At 68.2% G+C, this 20971-nt stretch carries 18 protein-coding genes; 15 read left to right on the top strand and 3 right to left on the bottom strand.

The window, feature by feature from the left end; genetic code table 11:
- Positions 1-160: 160 nt before the first annotated feature.
- Genes H7F30_RS12385 through H7F30_RS12375 form a run of 3 tightly spaced genes read right to left on the bottom strand, consistent with a single transcriptional unit; the run spans position 161 to position 4520 of the window.
- Positions 161-2401 carry a DUF3488 and transglutaminase-like domain-containing protein gene (locus H7F30_RS12385; protein WP_187035460.1) on the bottom strand — a complete coding sequence of 747 codons (2241 nt, stop codon included), beginning with the start codon at positions 2399-2401 and terminating at the stop codon, positions 161-163.
- Positions 2398-3477, bottom strand: a complete 1080-nt coding sequence (locus H7F30_RS12380; protein WP_187035458.1) for a DUF58 domain-containing protein — start codon at positions 3475-3477, stop codon at positions 2398-2400. The genes H7F30_RS12385 and H7F30_RS12380 overlap by 4 nt, the downstream gene beginning before the upstream one ends.
- Positions 3478-3518: 41 nt before the next feature.
- Positions 3519-4520 carry a MoxR family ATPase gene (locus H7F30_RS12375; RefSeq protein ID WP_187035456.1) on the bottom strand — a complete coding sequence of 334 codons (1002 nt, stop codon included), beginning with the start codon at positions 4518-4520 and terminating at the stop codon, positions 3519-3521.
- Between the two features lie 417 nt (positions 4521-4937).
- On the opposite strand from H7F30_RS12375, the gene mraZ reads away from it, so the two are divergent.
- The 15 genes from mraZ to H7F30_RS12300 all read left to right on the top strand — a co-directional run bounded on the left by mraZ (position 4938) and on the right by H7F30_RS12300 (position 20885).
- Positions 4938-5369, top strand: a complete 432-nt coding sequence (mraZ, locus tag H7F30_RS12370; RefSeq protein WP_118913114.1) for a division/cell wall cluster transcriptional repressor MraZ — start codon at positions 4938-4940, stop codon at positions 5367-5369.
- A gap of 152 nt (positions 5370-5521) precedes the next feature.
- On the top strand, positions 5522-6493 hold the full coding sequence (rsmH, locus tag H7F30_RS12365; protein WP_255464828.1) for a 16S rRNA (cytosine(1402)-N(4))-methyltransferase RsmH: 972 nt from the start codon (positions 5522-5524) through the stop codon (positions 6491-6493).
- Entirely contained in the window at positions 6490-7194 is a 705-nt protein-coding gene (locus tag H7F30_RS12360) for a hypothetical protein (protein ID WP_052946946.1), read from the top strand. Before rsmH ends, H7F30_RS12360 begins: the two co-directional genes overlap by 4 nt.
- An 82-nt stretch (positions 7195-7276) precedes the next feature.
- Positions 7277-9088, top strand: a complete 1812-nt coding sequence (locus H7F30_RS12355) for a penicillin-binding protein 2 (RefSeq protein ID WP_255465019.1) — start codon at positions 7277-7279, stop codon at positions 9086-9088.
- Positions 9085-10497, top strand: coding sequence for a UDP-N-acetylmuramoyl-tripeptide--D-alanyl-D-alanine ligase (murF, locus tag H7F30_RS12350; RefSeq protein WP_187035452.1), 1413 nt, complete (start codon positions 9085-9087; stop codon positions 10495-10497). Before H7F30_RS12355 ends, murF begins: the two co-directional genes overlap by 4 nt.
- The gene (gene mraY, locus H7F30_RS12345) at positions 10494-11582 is read left to right on the top strand and encodes a phospho-N-acetylmuramoyl-pentapeptide-transferase (protein ID WP_187035450.1); all 1089 of its coding nucleotides are present in this window, start codon (positions 10494-10496) and stop codon (positions 11580-11582) included. The genes murF and mraY overlap by 4 nt, the downstream gene beginning before the upstream one ends.
- On the top strand, positions 11579-13084 hold the full coding sequence (gene murD, locus H7F30_RS12340; RefSeq protein ID WP_370562557.1) for a UDP-N-acetylmuramoyl-L-alanine--D-glutamate ligase: 1506 nt from the start codon (positions 11579-11581) through the stop codon (positions 13082-13084). The genes mraY and murD overlap by 4 nt, the downstream gene beginning before the upstream one ends.
- Complete coding sequence (ftsW, locus tag H7F30_RS12335) at positions 13081-14346, top strand: putative lipid II flippase FtsW (RefSeq protein ID WP_187035446.1); 1266 nt, start codon at positions 13081-13083, stop codon at positions 14344-14346. The genes murD and ftsW overlap by 4 nt, the downstream gene beginning before the upstream one ends.
- Positions 14343-15446 carry an undecaprenyldiphospho-muramoylpentapeptide beta-N-acetylglucosaminyltransferase gene (murG, locus tag H7F30_RS12330; protein ID WP_187035444.1) on the top strand — a complete coding sequence of 368 codons (1104 nt, stop codon included), beginning with the start codon at positions 14343-14345 and terminating at the stop codon, positions 15444-15446. The genes ftsW and murG overlap by 4 nt, the downstream gene beginning before the upstream one ends.
- A complete protein-coding gene (gene murC / locus H7F30_RS12325; protein ID WP_255464826.1) occupies positions 15443-16885 on the top strand; it encodes a UDP-N-acetylmuramate--L-alanine ligase in 1443 nt (480 codons plus the stop codon). Before murG ends, murC begins: the two co-directional genes overlap by 4 nt.
- 232 nt (positions 16886-17117) lie before the next feature.
- Positions 17118-18449 (top strand): cell division protein FtsZ, encoded by a 1332-nt coding sequence (ftsZ, locus tag H7F30_RS12320; protein ID WP_187035442.1) that lies wholly within the window; start codon positions 17118-17120, stop codon positions 18447-18449.
- 15 nt (positions 18450-18464) lie between these two features.
- Complete coding sequence (pgeF, locus tag H7F30_RS12315; protein WP_187035440.1) at positions 18465-19205, top strand: peptidoglycan editing factor PgeF; 741 nt, start codon at positions 18465-18467, stop codon at positions 19203-19205.
- On the top strand, positions 19202-19927 hold the full coding sequence (locus tag H7F30_RS12310) for a YggS family pyridoxal phosphate-dependent enzyme (RefSeq protein WP_187035438.1): 726 nt from the start codon (positions 19202-19204) through the stop codon (positions 19925-19927). Before pgeF ends, H7F30_RS12310 begins: the two co-directional genes overlap by 4 nt.
- A 72-nt stretch (positions 19928-19999) precedes the next feature.
- Complete coding sequence (locus tag H7F30_RS12305; protein WP_047311443.1) at positions 20000-20503, top strand: cell division protein SepF; 504 nt, start codon at positions 20000-20002, stop codon at positions 20501-20503.
- Positions 20504-20606: 103 nt separating this feature from the next.
- Positions 20607-20885 (top strand): YggT family protein, encoded by a 279-nt coding sequence (locus H7F30_RS12300; RefSeq protein WP_118913123.1) that lies wholly within the window; start codon positions 20607-20609, stop codon positions 20883-20885.
- The last annotated feature ends 86 nt before the right edge of the window (positions 20886-20971 follow it).

Genomic DNA, 20971 nt, shown 5'->3' with positions numbered 1-20971 from the left:
GGATGGTGGGTTTGGCTGAAGGTGGCAGGGATATCGGTCGCATCTTCGGCCAAACCCAGCACCAGCGTTCGCCCGCGTGGCGTCGGACGGAGGATCGGCGCGAAAACGGACGAACCCGGCTCCACCCGTCAGGGGAGAGCCGGGGTCATCTCGTGTGGCGTCAGGTGCGGTTCCGGCGGCCGAGTGCCGTGAGGTAGGCGCGACCCGAGGCAGGGACGAGGAGGGCCTTCACCCGCGCACCCCACGATGCTTCGTCCCGTGCAGCCCGGACCACCCGGTCACACGCTGACGCCTGGGACCGGCCCGTCGTCGGCGCGTAGCGCGAGGCTTCCATACCTGAACACGCTCGCTCGAGGGCCTCACGCACCGTGGTGCCCGACTCCGGGTTGTCCCGGGTGAACGCCTCTGCGGTGGCTCGTGGCGACAAGCCCTCCGGCGTCGTGTAACCGAGATCGCGCAGCGACCAGAGCATGGCGTGCCACGCTCCCTCGTCACGTTCGCGATCCGTCGATGCCGTACGGGTGACCTCCTGCCGCTTACGTCGACCCGCCAGGGGCAGGACCGACGCGAGCAGCGCGACCAGGGCAAGACCCCCCAGCACCGCGAGCAGGCGGGCCCAAGGGAAGGAGTCCGAGTCGGGCTCGGCCGGCTGGGTCGTGCTCGACGAGGTGCTCGTCTCGCTCGACGGGCGCACGCTCGAGGTGGACGAGGACGTGCTCGTCGAGCTCGTGGGCGCACTCGAGGACGAGGACGCCGACGAGTCGCCGGTGGGGGTGTCCGGCGCGTAGGGCGGCGGCGCACCCGAACGCAGGCCGGGCGTCGGGTCGAAGCGCGTCCACCCCATACCGGGGAAGTAGACCTCCGCCCAGGCGTGGGCGTCCGCAGCTCGCACCTCGTACGTGCCGCTGCGCTCCGTGCCGGGCAGGAAGCCGATGGCCACACGCGCGGGCAGCCCCATCTGCCGCGCTCCCATGACCATGGCCGTCGCGAACTGAGTGCAGTAGCCCCGTCGCGTCTCCAGGAAGTTCGACAGCGGATCGAGCTCGCGACCGTTCTCCGAACGGGTCGGGGCCAACCTGAGCGAGTACGTGAACGACGGGTCGGTACGCAGATAGCGCTGCAGCGCGACGGCCTGCTCGAACGGTGTTCCCGCGTCGGCGGCCCCGGAGGCCTGATTGAGCCGAGTGATGCGCTGCTTCGCCGCCTCCGGGAGCGTTGCGGTGTCGAGATCCTTCGCCGTGACACTGCCACCGACTCCCGCGCGCTCGTTGCTCGTGGGTCGTGCGGCCGCCGTGTACTCGCGGTAGAGCACCGAGTAGGCCGGCGCGGGCTGCGACAGGAACGGCACACCGTTGTTCGTGCCGACACGGAAGGTCGGGTTCGCGGAACCGAAGTTGGCCGCACGCAGCTGAGCGGGCGCCGCGACGAACGGCGGTCGCATGCCGTTGAGGGTCACGGACATGCGTTCCGTGCGCGCCGGCATCGAATCCTCGGCGCCGGGGTTCGGCAACTCGGTGTTGGGGCGGGCATCGGTGAACGGGCCCGACGACTCGGCGCGCCAGACGCCGTCAGCGTAGGAAGAGCTCGTCGTGGCACGCAACGGCGCAGGAGTGGTTGCCTGGGTCGTGTAGGTGAGCACGGGCGCGGCATTGCGAGAGTTCAGGCTCTTGCTGAGGTCGAGCGTCTCGGAGAAGTCGACCGAGTTGTTGACGCCCTGTGCTCCGCCCTCGGCGAGCGCGGGGGTGGCTCGCTGTGGCACTGAGGGGGCCAGGACGAGAGCCGTGAGTACGGCGACCGCCGTCATGGCGGCGAACACCGGCAGGGAGCGCATGAGGCCGGTGCGCAAGCTCGAGCCTTCGGCGGAGGACGCTGCCAGGACGACGAGGGCCCAGGCGATCGCCGCCGCGACGAAGTAGCGCGCGCGAAGGGTGTCACCGAGTGCGGTGGTGGCCAGGATGAAGGGCGCCGCCACCGGAAGGACCGTGAGCATGGGCATACGTGCGGTGCCGCCCACGTAGTCGACGACGAGCGTGACGAGACCCGCGGCGAGAGCCAGCATGACGAGGACGCCGAGCATCGCCGGCAACGGAGCGACGGAGGTGTTCGCCGCTTCCTGGGCAGAGGCGGCCGCTGCCTTCACGGACGCCGCAGTGAGCGACCCTCCCTTGGCGACGAAGACTCCCAGGGTGGCGACGGCGAGTGCGACGAGCTGTGCCGTCACGATGAAAGCCGGTGTGCGGTGTGTGAAGCGGCACAGAGCGCCGACGAACCACACGAGAGCGACGACGGCGAGTGCGGGCCCCACGAGGGCAGAGCTGCTCGTCAGTTCCACCAGCGGCCAACTCGCGGCCAGCGCCAGGAGCAGGAGGGCGACGTCGGAGAGGAGTTGACGACTCTTCATCGAAGATCACCTCCGGACATCGCGGGGTACAGGGACTCGGCGATGGAGTCGTAGGGGGAGATGGCGACGGCGTCCCAACCCAACCGCGTCAGTTCGTTCGCGCCGTGCTCCGCGCTCGCGCCGCCCACCCAGGCGAACGCCGGGGAGTGGTGTGGGGCCGGGGGGAAGTGATCGGCGCTCGTGTGCAGGAAGAGCAAGGTGGGGCTCTCCTCGATGGTCAAACGGTCGGGCAGACTATCACCGGCGCGAGCCAGGGCGTCGAGGATGTCGTCATGGTTGTCGTACTCGCGCTCGCCGACGGTCGCAAGGGTTGCGAGGTTGTGGTTCTCGAGCTCGGTGCATGCCGAGGCCGCTGCGCTGATCAGCCACTCCCACGACTCGTTGGTACCGGGTCGCGGCACGTTGCCGAGCACGACCACATGGATGCGGGGCTGGGCCGGCGGGTCGAACTGACGCACCATGAGCTCGCCCCGGTGCGCCGTGGCGGGCCAGTGCACGGTGCGCAGGTCGTCGCCCTGGACGTACTCGCGGATGCTGGCGCCGGGTCGCCCGGCGTGGGTCGCGTGAGCGGAGATGACGGTGTCGTCGCCGTCACCCTGAGCGACGGTTTGCGGCGTCTCGAGACTCACCGTGTGGGCGCGCACGAGCCAGGTCGAGGCACGGCCCTGCTCGTGCGACGTCTCGAAGAGGCCGAAGGGATCGGACGCGACGAGTCGCGCCGGTCCACTCGTGAAGGAGCCACGGTGACGTGCGGTGACGTCGTAGGCCGCCCGACCCCCTTGAACCTGCGAAAGGGGCCACCTCGCCACGCCGTGGCGGGTGAACGTGTGTGGCTCCTCGAGCGTCGTCTCGATCCATCCCGCACGCCGGGCCTTCACGCCGAGCGTGATCTGCCCCTCGTCACCGACGCTGAGGCGCTCCGGGGGGCCGTGACGGGTCACGTCGACCCGACCGGTCCGAGCGGCGACGGCGATGAGGAAGGCCAGCAGCGCCAGCACCAGGACGAAGATGCCTGCACGCACCACATCGGTGAAGCCTGAGGCCGCCCCCACGACGACGAGGAGTGCCCCCGCCACGAGGACGAGCAAACCTCGGCGGGTGGGGCGCGGCAGCGACTTCACCGGGAGGCGCGCTGTGTCGGCACGCGCACGCCGGCGATGACGTCGGCGACGACCTCGCCTGCGCTGAGGTCGTTGCGGCCGCGGCGCAGAAGCACGCGGTGGCCGAGCACGGCCGGTGCCATCGCGGTGACGTCCTCGGGGATGACGTGGTCGCGGCCGGCGAGTGCGGCGTGGGCGCGCGCGGCGCGCAGCAGCTGCAGGGACGCACGCGGGCTGGCGCCGAGGCGGACGCTCGGGTGCTCGCGCGTGGCGGAGACGACGTCGACGACGTACTGCCGCAGTGCGTCACTCGTGTGAAGGCGGGAGATCGCACCCACGCAGGCGGCGATCTCGGCGGCGCTCGTCACCGGACGCAGAACGCTGAGGGGATCGGTGACACCGTGGTGCTCGAGCATGTCGAACTCGGCTCGGGGCGAGGGGTAGCCCATGCTCACCTGCGCCATGAACCGGTCTCGCTGCGCCTCGGGCAGCGGGAAGGTTCCGTCCATCTCGACGGGGTTCTGCGTGGCGACGACCATGAACGGGTCGGGCAGCGCACGCGTCGTGCCGTCGATCGTCACTTGGTGTTCTTCCATGGCCTCGAGCAGCGCAGCCTGCGTCTTGGGGGACGCGCGGTTGATCTCGTCGCCGATGACCACGTTGGCGAAGACGGCGCCGGGACGGAAACGGAACTCGCCGCTCGTCTGGTCGTAGATCGTCACGCCGGTGATGTCGCTCGGAAGCAGGTCGGGCGTGAACTGGATGCGGCGCAAGGATGCGTCGACAGAACGGGCCAGGGCTTTGGCCAGCACCGTCTTGCCGACGCCGGGCACGTCCTCGACGAGCAGGTGCCCGCCGGCGAAGAGCACCGTCGTGGCCACCCGGACGACGTCCGGCTTGCCCTCGATGACCTGCTCGACGTTGCGTCGCACAGCGTCAGCCGTCGCGATGACGTCGACGCCCGAGCGGCGGCGGGAAGCGGGGGCGGGGTAGCCGTGATCGCGTGACGAGGTGTCCATACAAACCGATCTTGCCAAATACGGCGGCCCCCTGTCCTGCACAGGCACGTGGGGATGGTCGAAGGTGAGCCTTCCACGCCACTCCACCCTGCTCCACCCCGTCCTCCACCGCGCTCCCCACTTCGCCCCACGAGGCGTGAGTCCGCTGTGGAGCGCGCTTCGTCCTTGGTGGAAAATCGCGGAATTCCGCGGAAGTCCGTGCGGTCCATTCGCCTTGGAGCGTCGTGGGGCAAGCTTCTGCCGGGTCTGGCGCACGATTCTCCTCCACCGCACTCCACCCGTGAACTTCCTTGCAATCACTGGGGCGCTTCACCAACTCGCCGGTCGATTCCGCGCAAGGGGGGAGACTTTGTGGGGTGAAGTGGAGTAGAGTGGGGGACATCGGATCGACGTGTCGGTGACGGGAGGTGCCCAGCCGTGTTTCTGGGTACCCATTCGCCTCGACTCGACGACAAGGGCCGCATGTTCCTTCCGGCGAAGTTCCGCGAACGTCTCGCCGGCGGGCTGGTCATGACTCGAGGACAGGAACGCTGCCTCTACGTCTTTCCGATGGCCGAGTTCGAGCGCATCGCCACGGCGATGAACACGACGCCTGTCACCTCGCGTGCGGTGCGTGATTACCAGCGCGTCCTGCTCTCGGGGGCCTCCGACGAGATCCCCGACAAGCAAGGACGCGTGACGATCCCGCAGCTGCTTCGTGACTACGCAGGTCTGTCGAAGGAATGCACGGTGATCGGTGCGGGTAACCGCATCGAGATCTGGGACACGCAGGCGTGGAACGACTACCTCGCCGGCGCGGAACAGCCGTTCGCCGACCAGGCGGAAGAGGTCGTTCCGGGGCTGCTGTAGCCCTCTGCGTCCAGGTCTCCGGCCGCTGCTTTCCGGCACACCTTCCCCGGTGCCGGAGCGCAGCGGCGGGGGCCCTGGACGCAGAGTCGCAGCGGCCCGACCACCACGCACGAGGACCGACGTCCGACGACCCGAGCACTGAGGGAGTGAACATGCGAGACGAGTTCGCGCCCGCCGCCGATCGTCACGTTCCCGTCATGCTCGCCGAGATTCTCGACGTTCTCGCCCCGGCCCTCGAGCGTCCGGGAGCTCTGTACGTCGACGGCACGCTCGGGATGGGCGGCCACGCCGAAGCCGTCCTCGAACGCTTCCCCGAGGCAAGCGTCGTCGGAATCGACCGTGACGCGCAGGCCCTTGAACTCGCCGGCGAGCGTCTGGCTCGCTTCGGTGAGCGCTTCTGCGGCGTTCACGCCGTCAACACGGAGCTCGCAGACGTCCTCGACGGGCCGGCCGACGCGATGCTCTTCGACCTCGGCGTCTCCAGTTTCCAGCTCGACGAACTCGAGCGAGGCTTCTCCTACCGCGCTGACGCGCCCCTCGACATGAGGATGGACCAGTCGAGCGCGGGGCAGACGGCGGCCGATATCCTCAACACCTACTCGCAGGACGAGCTCGAGCGCATCCTGCGCGTCTACGGCGAGGAACGCTATGCGCGCAAGATCGCCCACGCCGTCGTCAAGGAACGCGAGAAGCAGGCGTGGACCACCTCCGCGCGGCTCGTCGAGATGCTCCGCTCCGTCATTCCCTCTGCCTCGCAGCGTCAGAGCGGTCACCCCGCCAAGCGCACCTTCCAGGCTTTGCGCATCGAGGTCAACGACGAACTGCGTGGCTGGGAGAACACGGTCGACACCGCGTTCGACACCCTCGCCGTCGACGGTCGACTCGCCGTCCTGTCGTTTCACTCCCTCGAAGACCGCATCACCAAGCAGGCCTTCGCTCGGGCGTGCCGTTCCACCGCACCGGCAGGGCTTCCGGTGGAGCTGCCCGAGCACCTTCCCGAGTTCGAGCTGCTCCTGCGTGGCGCCTCGACTCCCTCAGCAACCGAACTGGAGCACAACTCGCGTTCCGCCTCGGTGAAACTCCGTGCCATCCGTCGTACCCGACCGAAAGGAAGCCAGTCATGAGCCAACTGGCCGCCCCCTCCCGCGCACCCCGTTCCACGCGCGCGGGTTCCCGACCGGCACGCACGACGAGGCGCCCGGCGCCCGCGTCTCGCGCGGCGGCCGTTCGTCCGGTGCGTGCCCGGACGGAGACCGTCGCTGGCAAGCGTCCGGTCTCGGGTTTCATGGCGCTCGTCTTCGTCTTCGCGTTCGTTTCGGCGCTGTCGTTGCTCCTGCTCAACACGATGCGCGCGGAGCAGTCCTTCACGCTCAACAAGCTGCGCAGTGATGTCGCGACGCTCGACGACCGTCAGCAGGGTCTCGACAGCGAGATCTCCGCGGTCTCGGCACCCGAGCACCTTGCGGTGAAGGCCGAGGAGTACGGCATGGTCCGGGCCGAGCAGGTGCGCTACGTGAACCGCACCACGGGCAAGCAGGTCGGCGTGGCGACTTCGAACCAGGCAGGTCAGCGTCTTAGTGTGAACACGCTGTCGACGACCCCCGCGAGCAAGGCGGCGGCCGACGTGCTCGACAGCGGCACCATCGGACTGCACATCACGGATCCGGTGGCCAAGGCGAAGGCCGCGGCGGACGCGAAGGCCAAGGCCGACGCCGCCAAGGCGAAGGCTGAAGCGGATGCGAAGGCCAAGCAGGCCAAGTCCAAGGACGCCAAGGCGAAGGGCAGCGACGCGAAGTCCGACGCCACGAGCACGACCGGGAAGTAAGAGCAAGAGCTTTCGTCCGCGACGAGGGGAATCCGTGGAACAACGTCGCAGGCCGGCGCCCTCGAAGGCGCGTCCAGTGCGTATGTCGCGACCGGCCGAGGCGCGTCTGCGCGCCGTCGGTCACCCCCGTCGTCGTACCCGCACGATGCTGGCCGTCTTCGCCATCATCCTGTCGTTGTTCACCTGGCAGCTCGTCAAGGTTCAGTGGATCCAGGCGGACGAGATCGCGCAGAAGGCCACCAACAACCGTCTGACGACATCGAAGGTCCCCGCAGCCCGTGGTGAGATCACGGATTCTGCCGGGACGGTGCTCGCACGCAGCGTGGAGCGTCGCGACGTCGCCGGTGACCCGGTGGCCGCGAAGTCGTTCCGGGAGCGCTCGACCAACGGCAAGCCCAAGGGCATCGAGGGCGTCTCCCAGGAATTGGCTCGCATCCTCGGGGGAGACGCAGCCGAGATCCGGGCCACGTTCGAGCGCGCCGATGCCCGCGGCAGTCGGTTCGTCTACCTCGCCAAGGACATCAGCCCCGCTCAGTGGAGCCAGATCCGGGCGCTCGACCTGCCCGGAATCACGTCCGAGCAGGTGCAGAAGCGCGAGTACCCGCAAGGCACGGCCCTCGCTCCGTTGCTCGGTTCGGTCAACGCACAGGACGTGCCCAGTGGCGGTATCGAGCAGATGCTCAACACGACCTTGCAGGGCAAGGCCGGCCTGTACCAGGTCGAGCGCGCACGCAACGGCTCCGAGATCGCGACGGGTGAGAACCTCGACCGCAAGCCGGTTGCGGGCCGTGGTGCCAAGCTGACGATCGACAGCGACCTGCAGTGGTTCGCGCAGAACGAACTCGCCGGACAGGTGAAGTCGTCGAAGGCGGTCTCGGGCGAGATCGTCGTCGCGGACAAGGCGGGCAACATTCTCGTGGCGGCGAGCTATCCGAGCTTCGACAACAACGATATGTCGACGGCCACGTCCGAGAACCTGCAGAACCGTGCCTTCACGGACACCTTCGAGCCCGGCTCCACGCAGAAGATGGTGACTGCCGGCGCCGTCCTCGAAGAAGGCATCATGACACCGAAGTCGCATGTCGAGGTGCCGCCGAGCCTGAAACGCGCGGGACGTCCTTTCCACGACTCGCACCCACACCCCACCGAGTACCTGACGCTTGCCGGTGTCATCGCGCAGTCCTCGAACATCGGCACGATCCTCGCGGGGGAGAAGCTGCCCAAGGAAAAGCTGTACACCTACATGAAGAAGTTCGGGCTCGGGGAGGCCACCGGGATCGGTTTCCCCGGCGAGTCCACGGGCATCGTGCCGAAGGTCTCGACCTGGAAGGGCGACACCTGGTACACGATCATGTTCGGTCAGGGGCTCGCGAGCAGCGCTGTGCAGCAGGTCGGGCTGTTCCAGGCGATCGCCAACGGTGGAGTGCGTGAGCCGCTCAAGCTCGTCTCCGAGGTCCAAGGCGGCGACGGTGCGATGCAGCCCTACACGGACGATCGGAAGGCGACGCGCGTTTTCAGCGCGAAGACCTCGAAGGAACTCGTCGGCATGATGCAGGGTGTCGTGACGAAGGACGGCAGCGCGCCGAAGGCGGCCGTCCCGGGCTACGACGTCGCCGGCAAGACGTCGACGGCCGAGCGCTACGACTCGGTGAAGGGTGGCTACGACGGTGTGACCGCAGGTTTCATCGGTATGGCGCCGGCCAAGGATCCGCAGCTCATCGTGTCGGTGACGCTGCAGCGTCCGCAGGCGGGAACGTTCGGTGGTGACCTAGCGGCCCCCGTGTTTTCCAAGGTGATGGCCGAGGCGCTGCGCCAACGTAAAATACCGCCGAACAAGAGCGACAAGCTTCCGTTCCCGATCAAATACCGCTCAGAGGAGTCGACGTCCAAGTGATCGAATTTTCGCTCGACGAGATCGCACGCATCACCGGAGGTCACCTCGTCGGTGCCGACGCCACGGTGAGCGCATCCGTCGTCACGGACTCCCGCGAGTGCGTGCCGGGCAGCCTGTACGTCGCTCGCGTCGGTGAGCACGCGGACGGGCACGATTACGCCCCGGCCGCACGGGACGCCGGTGCCGTCGGTGTGCTCGGTGAGCGTGCTGTCGACATCCTGCCGACCGTCGTCGTCGAGAACTCGGAGCTTGCCTTCGCCAAACTGGCACGCGGCGTCGTGGATGCGATTGCCGACCTCGAGATCGTGGGCATCACGGGGTCGTCCGGCAAGACCTCGACCAAGGATCTCCTCGGGGCCGTCCTTGCCCGGTTCGGCCCGACGGTGGCACCCCACGGCTCGCTCAACTCGGAGGTCGGTGTTCCCCTCACGGTGTGCCGGCTCGGTTCGAACAGCCGTTACCTCGTGGCGGAGATGGGTGCCTCCGGCGTCGGTCACATCGAGTACCTGACGAAGATCGCCCCGCCGAAGGTGGGCATCGTCCTCAACGTCGGCAAGGCGCACATGGGCGAGTTCGGCTCCGTCGACGCGATTGCGCAGACCAAGGGTGAACTCGTCGAAGCCCTGCCCGAGGACGGTTTCGCCGTGCTCAACGTCGACGACGAGCGCGTGCGCGCCATGGCGTCACGGACGAAGGCCACGGTGGTCCTCGTCGGTCTCGGAGAGGACGCCGACTACCGCGCGACGAACGTCGAGGTCGACACCTCAGGTCGCGCCTCCTACGACCTCACGTGCCCGGCCGGTACGGCGCGTGTGCGCCTCGCCGTGTTCGGTGAGCACCAGGTCGGCAACTCGCTCAGCGTCATTGCAGCGGCTGTCAGCCTGGGGCTCGATCTCGACACCGTGGTGGAGGCGCTGGCCGCCGCCGGAGCGACCTCTCGCTGGCGCATGGAGGTTCACGAACTGCCGGGCGACATCACGCTCGTCAACGACGCCTACAACGCCAACCCCGACTCGATGCGTGCCGCGATGCGCTCGCTGGCCCACATGGGACGCGAGCGTCACAGCATCGCCGTGCTCGGTGAGATGCGTGAGCTGGGGGAGAGCTCCTTCGATGAACACGCCGGTGTGGGTCGTGAGATCGCGGCCCTCGGGATCGACGAGGTCTACGTCGTCGGCGCGGGTGCCGCGCCCATCGCCGTCGGGGCATGTGAGGCCGGAATGGCGGCCGAGCGCGTCCACGAGGTCGAGAACGCGGACGCGGCGCACGACGCACTCGTGCGCGATCTGAGCGCGGGCCGCATCCTGCTGCTGAAGTCGAGTCGTGACTCGGGTTTGCGTCTGCTGGGCGATAGGTTGGTCGAGGAAGCCGGAACGTCCGCGTTTCCCGCAACGGAGGTGACCGCATGAAGGGCGTCCTCATCGCGGCCATCGTGTCGCTCGTCGTCGGGCTTTTCGGCACCCCCATGTTCATCAAGTTCCTGGTGCGCAAGGGGTACGGCCAGTTCATTCGTGACGACGGCCCCACGACGCACCACACGAAGCGTGGAACGCCGACGATGGGTGGAGCGGTCATCATCGCCGCGAGCCTTCTCGCCTACGGAATGGCCCACCTCGTCACCATGACGCCCGTGACGGCCAGCGGCATGCTCGTGCTGTTCCTCATGACGGGCCTCGGGCTCGTCGGTTTTGCAGACGACGCGATCAAGATCACCAAGCAGCGATCTCTGGGTCTGACGTCCGTGCAGAAGCTGCTCGGCCAGACGCTCGTGGCGGTCATCTTCGCGGTGTTGGCCCTTCAGTTCCGCGACGACGCCGGCCTCACCCCCGCCAGCTACAACATCTCCTTCGCACGCGACTCGAACGTCTCGCTCGCCCTCGGCGGCACGGTCGTCAGTCTCATTCTGTTCGTCATCTGGGCGAACCTGCTCATCGCAGGGACGTCGAACGGCGTCAACCTCACGGACGGGCTGGACGGTCTGGCCACCGGCGCCAGCGTCATGGTGTTCGGCGCGTACGTGCTCATCGCGATCTGGCAGTTCAACCAGAACTGCCAGAACGGCCTCGCCTCCAACGCGGCCAAGTGTTACGACGTGCGCGATCCCCACGACCTCGCCGTCGTCGCCGCAGCCCTCATGGGTGCCTGTTTCGGCTTCCTGTGGTGGAACGCGACACCGGCCAAGATCTTCATGGGTGACACCGGCTCGCTCGCCCTCGGTGGCGCACTCGCCGGCCTGGCCATCACGACGCGCACCGAGTTTCTCGTCGTCATCCTGGCGGGTCTGTTCGTCCTCGAGACCCTCTCGGTCATCCTTCAGGTCGGGTCGTTCAAGTTGCGCCGCAAACGCATCTTCCGGATGGCGCCGTTGCACCACCACTTCGAGATGGTGGGCTGGAACGAGATCACCGTCGTCATCCGCTTCTGGATCATCGCCGGCCTGTGCGTGGCCTTCGGCCTCGGAATCTTCTACGCGGAATGGAACGTCAACCAGTGACCGACAACGAGCTGTGGCCGCTCGACCCGAGTTACGAACCGTTCGGGGGCGAGCGTGATCTGACGCATCGTGACGCCGACTGGTCCGGCCTCTCGGTCCTTGTCGTCGGACTCGGCGTCAGTGGCTTCGCCGCCGCCGATGCGCTGCTCGAACGAGGGGCGAACGTGCGCGTCGTCTCTCGCGACAAGACCGACGTCATGGCCGAACGGGCCCAGATCCTCGAGGTGCTCGGCGCCGAGATCGCGTTCGGTGCGGAGCACATGACGAGTGTGCCCCAGGGCACGCAGCTCGTCGTCACCTCGCCCGGCGTCCCTCCCACCGATCCGCTCATGACGGACGCCGCGGATCGCGGCATCCCCGTCTGGGGGGAGGTCGAGCTCGCGTGGCGCATGCGCCCGCGTGAGGGCGCGGCCCCGTGGATCACCATCACGGGGACGAACGGCAAGACGACCGCCGTCACGATGCTGGAGTCGATCCTGCAGGCCCAAGGTCTGCGCGCTGTGGCCGCGGGCAACGTCGGCATGCCGATCATGGAGGCCATCCTCGATCCGCAGCCGTTCGACGTCATCGCCGTCGAACTGTCGACGTTCCAGTTGCACTGGTCGCGCAGCGTCTCGCCGTTCGCGTCGTGCCTGCTCAACGTCGCGCCCGACCACGTCGACTGGCACGGCTCGTTCGAGGAGTACCGCCGACAGAAGGGACGCGTTTTCGAGCGCACCCAGGCTGCCTGCGTCTACAACGTCGACGACCCGACGACGGAGGCGCTCCTCGAGGAGGCCGAGGTCGTCGAGGGCTGTCGTGCCATCGGCTTCACTCTCGGCACACCGGCTCCGTCGATGGTCGGAATCGTCGAGGACGTGCTCGCCGACCGCGCCTTCGTCGAGGAACGCCGCACGAGCGCGGCGGAACTGGCCGTCCTGCGTGATCTCGGCCCGAACGCGGCGGCGCCGCACTACGTCGCCGACGCACTGGCCGCAGCAGCGCTCGCCCGTAGTTACGGCGTCTCACCCGCCGCCGTGCGCAAGGGGCTCATGGACTACTCGCCGCAGCCGCACCGTATGGCGCTCGTCGCGACGCTCGACGGCGTGCGGTACGTCAACGACTCCAAGGCCACCAACCCGCCGGCCGCGGCCGCGTCGCTGACGGCGTACGAACCTGTCGTCTGGATCGCCGGCGGCCTGCTCAAGGGCGCCGATGTGAGCGAACTGGTCCGCGACAACGCGACGCGTCTTCGCGGGGCTGTGCTCATGGGACGTGACCGGGACGCCATCGCGCGTGCTCTTGCCGAGCACGCCCCCGACGTTCCCGTGGCGATCGTCGAGGAGAGCGAACCCGAGGCCGCGATGACGCAGGCGCTCGAACACGCGCGAGGCATGGCACAGTCGGGGGACACCGTCCTGCTCGCCCCGGCTGCAGCTTCGTTGGACATGTACGCCTCCTACGGTGCGCGCGGTGACGCGTTCACCCGCATCGTCGAATCTCTGGGTGGCGCTGACGCATGACGACCCGCACACCCTGGCGTGAGGAGACCTCACAGGACGTGTGGGGTGAGCGACTGCGACGGCGACTGGGCTGGCTCGAGTCGCCTCTCGCGACGTACTACCTGCTGCTCGGCTCCACGTCGGTGCTCGTCGTGCTGGGCCTCGTCATGGTGCTGTCCGCCTCGAGCGTCCAGTCGTACATGCGCGGTGGATCGGTTTTCTCGCAGTTCACCAACCAGTTGATGTTCGCCGTCATCGGCCTCGTGGCTGCGGCGGTGTTCAGTCGGCTGCCGACACCGTTCCTCAAGAAGGTCGCCGGCATCTTCTTCCTGCTCGCCGCAGCGATGCAGGCCGCCGTGATGATTCCCGGCGTCGGAGTCGAGGTCCTGGGCAACCGGAACTGGCTTCAGGTCGGTGGGCTGCGACTCCAACCGTCGGAGATCGGCAAGATCGCCATGATCCTCGTCGTCGCCGTCATCCTCGGCAACCGTCGGGCTCAGCTGTACGACTTCAAGAAGTCGGTGTTGCCGACGTTCTGGTTCGCAGGTCTGCTCGGCGGTCTCGTCATGGCCGGGCGCGACCTCGGCACGACGATGGTCTTCGCCGTCATCTATCTGGGGATGCTGTGGGCCGCGGGTGCCAAGGGATCCTGGTTCGCCTGGCTGGGCCTGGGTATTGCGGTGCTCCTTCCCGTCGCGGTCATGACGAGCGGCAACCGCACCTCGCGCATCGGTGCGTGGCTCGGTGGCTGTGACGCTCCCAGTGACATCGATGTCGCTGCTTGCTACCAGAAGATCCACGGCTCCTGGGCTCTGGCCGACGGTGGTCTGTGGGGCCTCGGCCCCGGCGCCTCGCGCGAGAAGTGGGGCTGGCTGCCGGAGGCGCACAACGACTTTATCTTCGCGATCATCGGCGAGGAACTGGGCCTCCCGGGCACGCTCGCCGTCCTCGCGCTGTACCTCGTCTTCGCGTACGCCTGCTACCGCCTCATCGCGCAGTCCACCGACATGTTCGTGCGCGTCGCCACCGCAGGCATCATGATGTGGATCTGCTTCCAGGCCGTCGTCAACATCGGCTCCGTTCTCGGCCTCCTGCCGATCGTCGGTGTGCCGTTGCCCCTCGTCAGCGCCGGTGGTTCCGCTCTCGTCATGACGCTCGTGGGCATCGGGATCCTTCTGTCGTTCGCACGCCGCGAACCACGGGCTGCCGAAGCCCTGCGCGCCAAGCCCCGTCTCGTCCGCCGCACGATGGCGGTCCTGCCCAACCGAAAGGGTCGCTCATGACCACCCTCGATCGCGTTCTGCTCGCCGGTGGTGGCACCGCCGGTCACGTCTCTCCGCTGTTGGCCACCGCGGAGGAGATCACCCGCCGTCACCCCGATGCGGTCGTCACGGCTGTCGGCTCGCCGGGTGGGCTCGAGGAACGCCTCGTGCCCGAACGTGGATTCGCGCTCGCGTTCGTGCCGAAGGTGGCCTTCCCGCGCCGCCCGAACGGCGCAGCCCTTCGCTTCCCGGCCGCCTTCCGTGGCGCACTGCGCGAGGCCGATCGTCTCGTCGAGACGCACCGCCCCCAGGTGATCGTCGGGTTCGGCGGGTACGTCTCGACGCCGATGTACCTCGCGGCTCGCAAGGCTGGCGTGCCCTTCGTCATCCACGAGCAGAACGCCCGCCCGGGTCTGGCGAACAAGCTCGGCGCGCGCTGGGCCGAGCACGTCGCGGTGACCTTCCCCTCGACGCCGATGAAGGACGCCGAGATCGTCGGTATGCCGCTGCGCCGAGAGATCACCGAGATCAAGCCGGCCATGTTGCGTGGGGAGGGTCTCGAGCACTTCGGCCTCGAGCCGGGCCGCCCGACCGTGCTCGTCACCGGTGGCTCGCTCGGTGCAGTGAGCCTCAACGAGGCCTTCCGCGCTCGTGTCGAGCAGCTCACCGGCGCCGGCATCCAGATCCTCCACGTCACCGGACGGAGCAAGGGCTTCGAGGTCCCCGAACAGACGGGCGGTGCCCGTTACGTCGTCGTCGAGTACGTCGACCGCATGGATCTCGCCTACAGCGTCGCCGATCTCGTCGTGACGCGCAGCGGCGCCGGCATGGTGAGCGAACTGACGACGGTCGGCCTGCCCGCCGTCTACGTGCCGCTTCCCATCGGCAACGGAGAGCAGAAGCTGAACAGCCGCGACGTCGTGGCGGCCGGCGGCGGCATCGTCGTCGACAACGACGACTTCACGCCGGCCTGGATCGACGAGAACCTCGTGCCGCTCGTGCGTGACGAGGAGCGCCTCGCGGCAATGCGCCGCGCAGCCGCCGGTCAGGGCCACGCCGATGCCGCGGGCAAGCTCGTCGACGTCGTTGAGGACGCCGCCTCGACGTCGAAGGGGGCATGAGCATGGGCAACGGTGTGAACGAGAGGTTCGACTTCTCCGAGTCCCTGCCCAACCTCGCCGACGTCCCGCACGTGCACATGATCGCCGTGGGCGGCTCAGGTATGTCCGGCGTTGCGAGGCTCTTCCTGGCTGATGGTGTGCAGCTCAGCGGATCCGACAACGTGGAGCTCCCGGTGCTCGACGACCTGCGTGCCCAGGGTGCTCGTATCGCTGTCGGGTACGCGGCAGCGAACGTCGCCGAGGTGCCGGACGGCGCCGTGGTCGTCGTCTCGAGCGCGATCAACGAATTGAACCCCGAACTCGTCGAGGTGCGCCGCCGCGGGCTGCGCGTCCTCCACCGTTCGCAGGGTCTGGCCATGCTCATGCAGGGCCGCCGCGGTCTCGCCGTCGCCGGCGCGAACGGCAAGACGACGACGAGTGGCATGGCCACCGCAGCGCTCGCCGCGCTGGGGGAGAAACCGTCGTTCGCAATCGGCGCCAACGTCGCCGGCCTCGGGGTCAACGCGGCACCGGGGGAGGGCGACGTGTTCGTCGTCGAGGCCGACGAGAGCGATGGTTCCTTCGTCGTCTATCACCCGGACGTCGCGATCGTGACGAACATCAAGGACGATCACCTCGACTTCTACGGCACGTCCGCGAACCTCGCGAAGGCGTACGAGATCTTCGCGGCAACCATCGCGACCGACGGTCTTCTCGTGGCCTGCGCCGACGACGACGGCAGCCGCGCGCTGGCGGACGAGCGTCGCGAGGCGGGAGCGCGCGTGCTCACGTACGGGCGCAGCGACGACGCGGATGTGCGCATCGTGAGTGAACACGGTGCCGGATTCGCCTGGGGTGCTCGTGTGGCACTTCCCGGCGGGCGGGAGGTCGATCTTGCTCTCGAGGTGCCCGGCGCACACAACGTCCTCAACGCCACCGGCGTCCTCACGGCCCTCGTCGAGGGGCTGGGCATTGATGCCGAGCGCGCGGCGCACTCGCTCAGTGCCTTCCGCGGAACGTCGCGCCGCTTCGAGCCCCGCGGCGAGGCCGCGGGCGTGCGGGTCGTCGACGACTACGCCCACAATCCCGGCAAGCTCGAAGCGCTCGTGCGCACCGCTGACGCCCTCAAGGAGTCGGGCCGGCTCTTCGTCGTGTTCCAACCGCACCTGTACTCGCGGACGCGGAACGCCGCTCTCGGTCTCGCGGAGGCGCTCGACGGTGCCGACCGTGCTCTCGTCCTCGACGTGTACGGGGCTCGTGAGCAGCCGGTCGAGGGTGTCTCGGGTCGCCTCATCACCGATGCGATGACGTCGGGCGTCGCGACGTTCACGCCGACGGCCGACGATGCGCTCGCCGTGCTTCTGGAGGAAGTTCGCTCGGGCGACCTCGTCGTGACCGTCGGCGCCGGTGACATCACGCACTTGGGCCCACGCATCCTCGAGGGCCTCGAGCGGCGCTAACCCTCAACTTGATGATGACACCCTCTTTTCCCGTAGTGACGGGGAAAGAGGGTGTCTTCGTCGCGGTTGTCCGGGGGAGGGGACCTCGGCGGCGGATCGCGTTGGCCTGCGCGGGCGAACCGGTAATTCGCGGGTAACGTTCAACGGGATGTTGAAGTGTTCGCCAAGTGGTCGACGGTTCGCGTAGCATCGAGTTCGCATACCCGCACCCGCGTTCGAAAGGCCCCTCCCCGTGGCAACTCCCCAGAACTACCTGGCCGTCATCAAGGTCGTCGGTATCGGCGGCGGTGGCGTCAACGCCATCAACCGGATGATCGAAGTCGGGCTCAAGGGAGTCGAGTTCATCGCGATCAACACCGACGCCCAGGCGCTGCTCATGAGTGACGCAGACGTGAAGCTCGACGTGGGCCGCGAGCTCACGCGCGGTCTGGGCGCCGGCGCCGACCCGGAGGTCGGCCGCAAGGCCGCCGAGGACCACGCCGAGGAGATCGAAGAGGTCCTCAAGGGCGCCGACATGGTCTTCGTCACTGCGGGTGAGGGTGGCGGTACCGGTACCGGTGGCGCCCCCGTCGTCGCGAAGATCGCCAAGGGCCTCGGTGCGCTGACCATCGGTGTCGTCACGCGTCCGTTCACGTTCGAGGGCCGTCGCCGCGCCAACCAGGCCGAGCTCGGCATCAACGCGCTGCGCGAAGAGGTCGACACCCTCATCGTCATCCCGAACGATCGCCTCCTGTCGATCTCCGACCGCGCCGTGTCGATGCTCGACGCGTTCCGTTCGGCCGACCAGGTCCTCCTCTCGGGTGTTCAGGGCATCACCGACCTCATCACGACGCCGGGTCTGATCAACCTCGACTTCGCCGACGTCAAGTCCGTCATGCAGGGCGCCGGTTCTGCCCTCATGGGCATCGGCTCGGCTCGCGGCGAGGACCGTGCGGTTCAGGCCGCGGAGCTCGCGATCTCCAGCCCGCTGCTCGAGGCGAGCATCGACGGTGCGCACGGTGTGCTCCTGTCGGTCCAGGGGGGCTCCGACCTCGGTCTGTTCGAGATCAACGAGGCCGCGCGCCTCGTGCAGGAGGCCGCCCACCCGGAGGCCAACATCATCTTCGGTGCCGTCATCGACGACGCCCTCGGCGACGAGGTCCGCGTCACCGTCATCGCGGCGGGCTTCGACGGCGGCGCTCCGCAGAAGCGCTCGGACGAGTCGCAGCGCTCCGGTGGCAACGCCGGTGGCGGCGCTCAGCGCCAGCAGCAGTCGTCGATGACGCAGGCGCCGTCCGCGGCCCCGGCTCAGCAGACGCAGCAGCCGGCGGCCCCCCAGACGATCCAGCCGGCCACGGTGCCGGGTACGACGTCGGGCCCGACGCGCGTGTCGGCTCCGCCGACGCGTCAGCAGCACGGCCAGGAGGCCGGTCAGGACGACTCGCGTCAGTCCGGCTCCGAGCAGCGTCAGGGCAGCTCCGCAGCGGGCACCCAGACGCAGGGTCAGCAGCAGGTCGCGCGTCCTCCCAAGGAGGTCACCTTCGAGGACCGTGACGACCTGGACGTCCCCGACTTCCTCAAGTGAGAAGGGCCCCGGTCGATGTTCTACTGGCACGACCGGCGTGACCTGCCGCAAGGCAACCTGGAACGGTGCTTCACCGACTCCCTCTCGGGTGTCAGCGAGGCGCCGTTCTCGGCGTTGAACCTCGGCCTTCACGTCGGTGACGATGAAGCGCACGTTCGCGCGAACCGTGACCTCCTGTCCGCGGAACTCGGGGGCGTTCCCATCGCCTGGATGAACCAGGTCCACGGACGCGATGTCGTCGAGGTGACACCCGATTCGCTCGGGCAGGTCCACGACGTCGATGCCATGGTCACCAACTCGTCGGATCTCGCGCTCGCGGTCATGGTGGCGGACTGCGTCCCGGTTCTCCTCGAAGATGCCGAGGCAGGTGTGCTCGGCGTTGCTCATGCCGGGCGCCCCGGCATGCTCGCGGGCGTCGTGCCCGCGGCTGTTGCTGCCATGCGTGACCTGGGGGCCACATCGGTGCGCGCCACGCTCGGCCCGTCCGTGTGCGGACGCTGCTACGAGGTGCCGCAGGAGATGTACGACGGTGCTCGGACGCAGTACCCCACGAGCGCTGCGATCACGCGTTGGGGCACCCCGGCCATCGACGTCGCCTCCGGTGTGGCGTCACAACTCGCCGAGCTCGACGTGCCGTTCGAGTGGATCGCCGGGTGCACCGTCGAGGACGAGCGGCTCTTCTCCTACCGCCGTGACGGTCGGACGGGCCGCTTCGCCGGTGTCATCGTCCGCCGAGAAGGATCGGAGGCGGCGTGATCGAGGTCGACGACGAGCGTCGGGCGGAACTCGCCACCCGGCTCGAGCAGGTGCGTGAGCGCATCACGTCGGCCACCCGGGATGCGGGGCGCGACGAAGAGCCGACCCTTGTCGTGGTGACGAAGTTCTTCCCGGTCTCGGATCTCGTCGCGCTCGCCGAGTTGGGCGTCACCGACGTCGGGGAGAGCCGCGAGCAGGAACTGCACGAGAAGGTCGACTCGCTGCGTGAAGAGCGCCCCGATCTTCTCAAGGCTCCGACCCGGCACTTCATCGGCCAGTTGCAGAGCAAGAAGGCCAAGCGCGTCGCCTCGCTCGTCGACGTCGTGCAGTCTCTCGACCGGCCCAAGCTCGTCCCGCTGCTCGACGCTGCGGGTGGGGAGCGCGACACGCCGCTCGAGGTTCTCCTCCAGGTTGATCTCGAGGAGCACTCGCAAGGACGTGGGGGCGTGGCGCCCGCTGAGCTCGCTGCCCTGGCCGACGAGGTGGCTCAGGCGTCAGGGTTGACGTTGAGCGGCCTCATGGCCGTTGCTCCGCGCGGCGAGGAGCCTGAGCGCGCTTTCGAGCGGCTTGCCGCCGTGCGCGAGAGCTTCCTCGCAGACCACCCCGCGGCGCGCGTGTTGTCGGCGGGGATGTCGGGCGATCTGGAGGCCGCGGTGAAAATCGGCGCGACACACCTGCGTGTCGGTAGCGCAATACTCGGTTCACGCCCTGCTGCCAGGTAACTTCGAACGCGACACCGACGAGCACGTGGTGCCCTTCCGCAGGGGCCAGGGCGGACCAAGGAGCAAGAAGTTATGAGTGGCGCACTGCGCAAGACGATGGAATACCTCGGCCTGTCCGACACCGACCCTCATGTAGCCCGGAACGTCGACGCCTATGGCGACGAGTACGACGCCGCCTACGACGAGCGTGACCCGGAGACGTACGAGGCGTACGAGCGTCGCACTCCCGCCGAGGTCACGCCGCTGCGGCCCGAGGTGGCCCACCACGACATCCCGGACATGGAGGCCTCGAGCATGAGCCGCATCACGACGATCCACCCTCGCACCTACAACGAGGCGAAGGAGATCGGCGAGGCCTTCCGCGACAACGTTCCGGTCATCATGAACCTCTCGGACATGGACGACACGGACGCCAAGCGACTCGTCGACTTCGCCGCCGGCCTCGTCTTCGGCCTTCACGGCTCGATCGAGCGCGTCACGAGCAAGGTCTTCCTCCTGTCCCCGGAGAACGTCGAGGTCTCGACCTCCGGCCCCGAGGTCGCCAAGGCGACGCGAGGCCTGTTCAACCAGAGCTGACACCCGGCGTCCGACGTCGGTGGGGCCGCGTCTTCCCGAACCGGGAAGGCGCGGCCCTGCTCGTACGTTGACCCAATCCACCCGATGACCATGCGGAGGAAACATGGACGTTGTTCGCCACTCCGTGGCCACGTTGCTCGATCTGTATTTCGTCGTGCTCATCGCACGACTGGTCTTCGACTGGATCCAGCTCTTCGCGCGCGAATGGCGCCCGAAGGGACCGGTTCTCGTCGTCGCGGAGTTCGTCTACACGCTGACGGACCCGCCCCTGAAGGCCATCCGGAAGGTGGTTCCGCCCCTGCGTTTGGGAGGCATCGCCCTCGATCTGGCCTTCATCATCCTGGCCCTGGCTGTGCAAGTGGCCGCGAATCTCCTAAGGTGAGCGTAGGAGTATTGTCGATTGCCCGGCTTCCGTGCCGGGCATGATCCGTAGCCACAGGGCGTGTCCGTGGCTCGAGCGTTACTGAG

The sequence above is a fragment of the Dermacoccus sp. PAMC28757 genome, from assembly GCF_014302635.1.
GTDB classification, from domain to species: Bacteria; Actinomycetota; Actinomycetes; order Actinomycetales; family Dermatophilaceae; genus Dermacoccus; species Dermacoccus abyssi.
The sequence above is the reverse complement of the archived record's forward strand: the minus strand, read 5'-3'. Positions and strand labels throughout refer to the sequence as shown.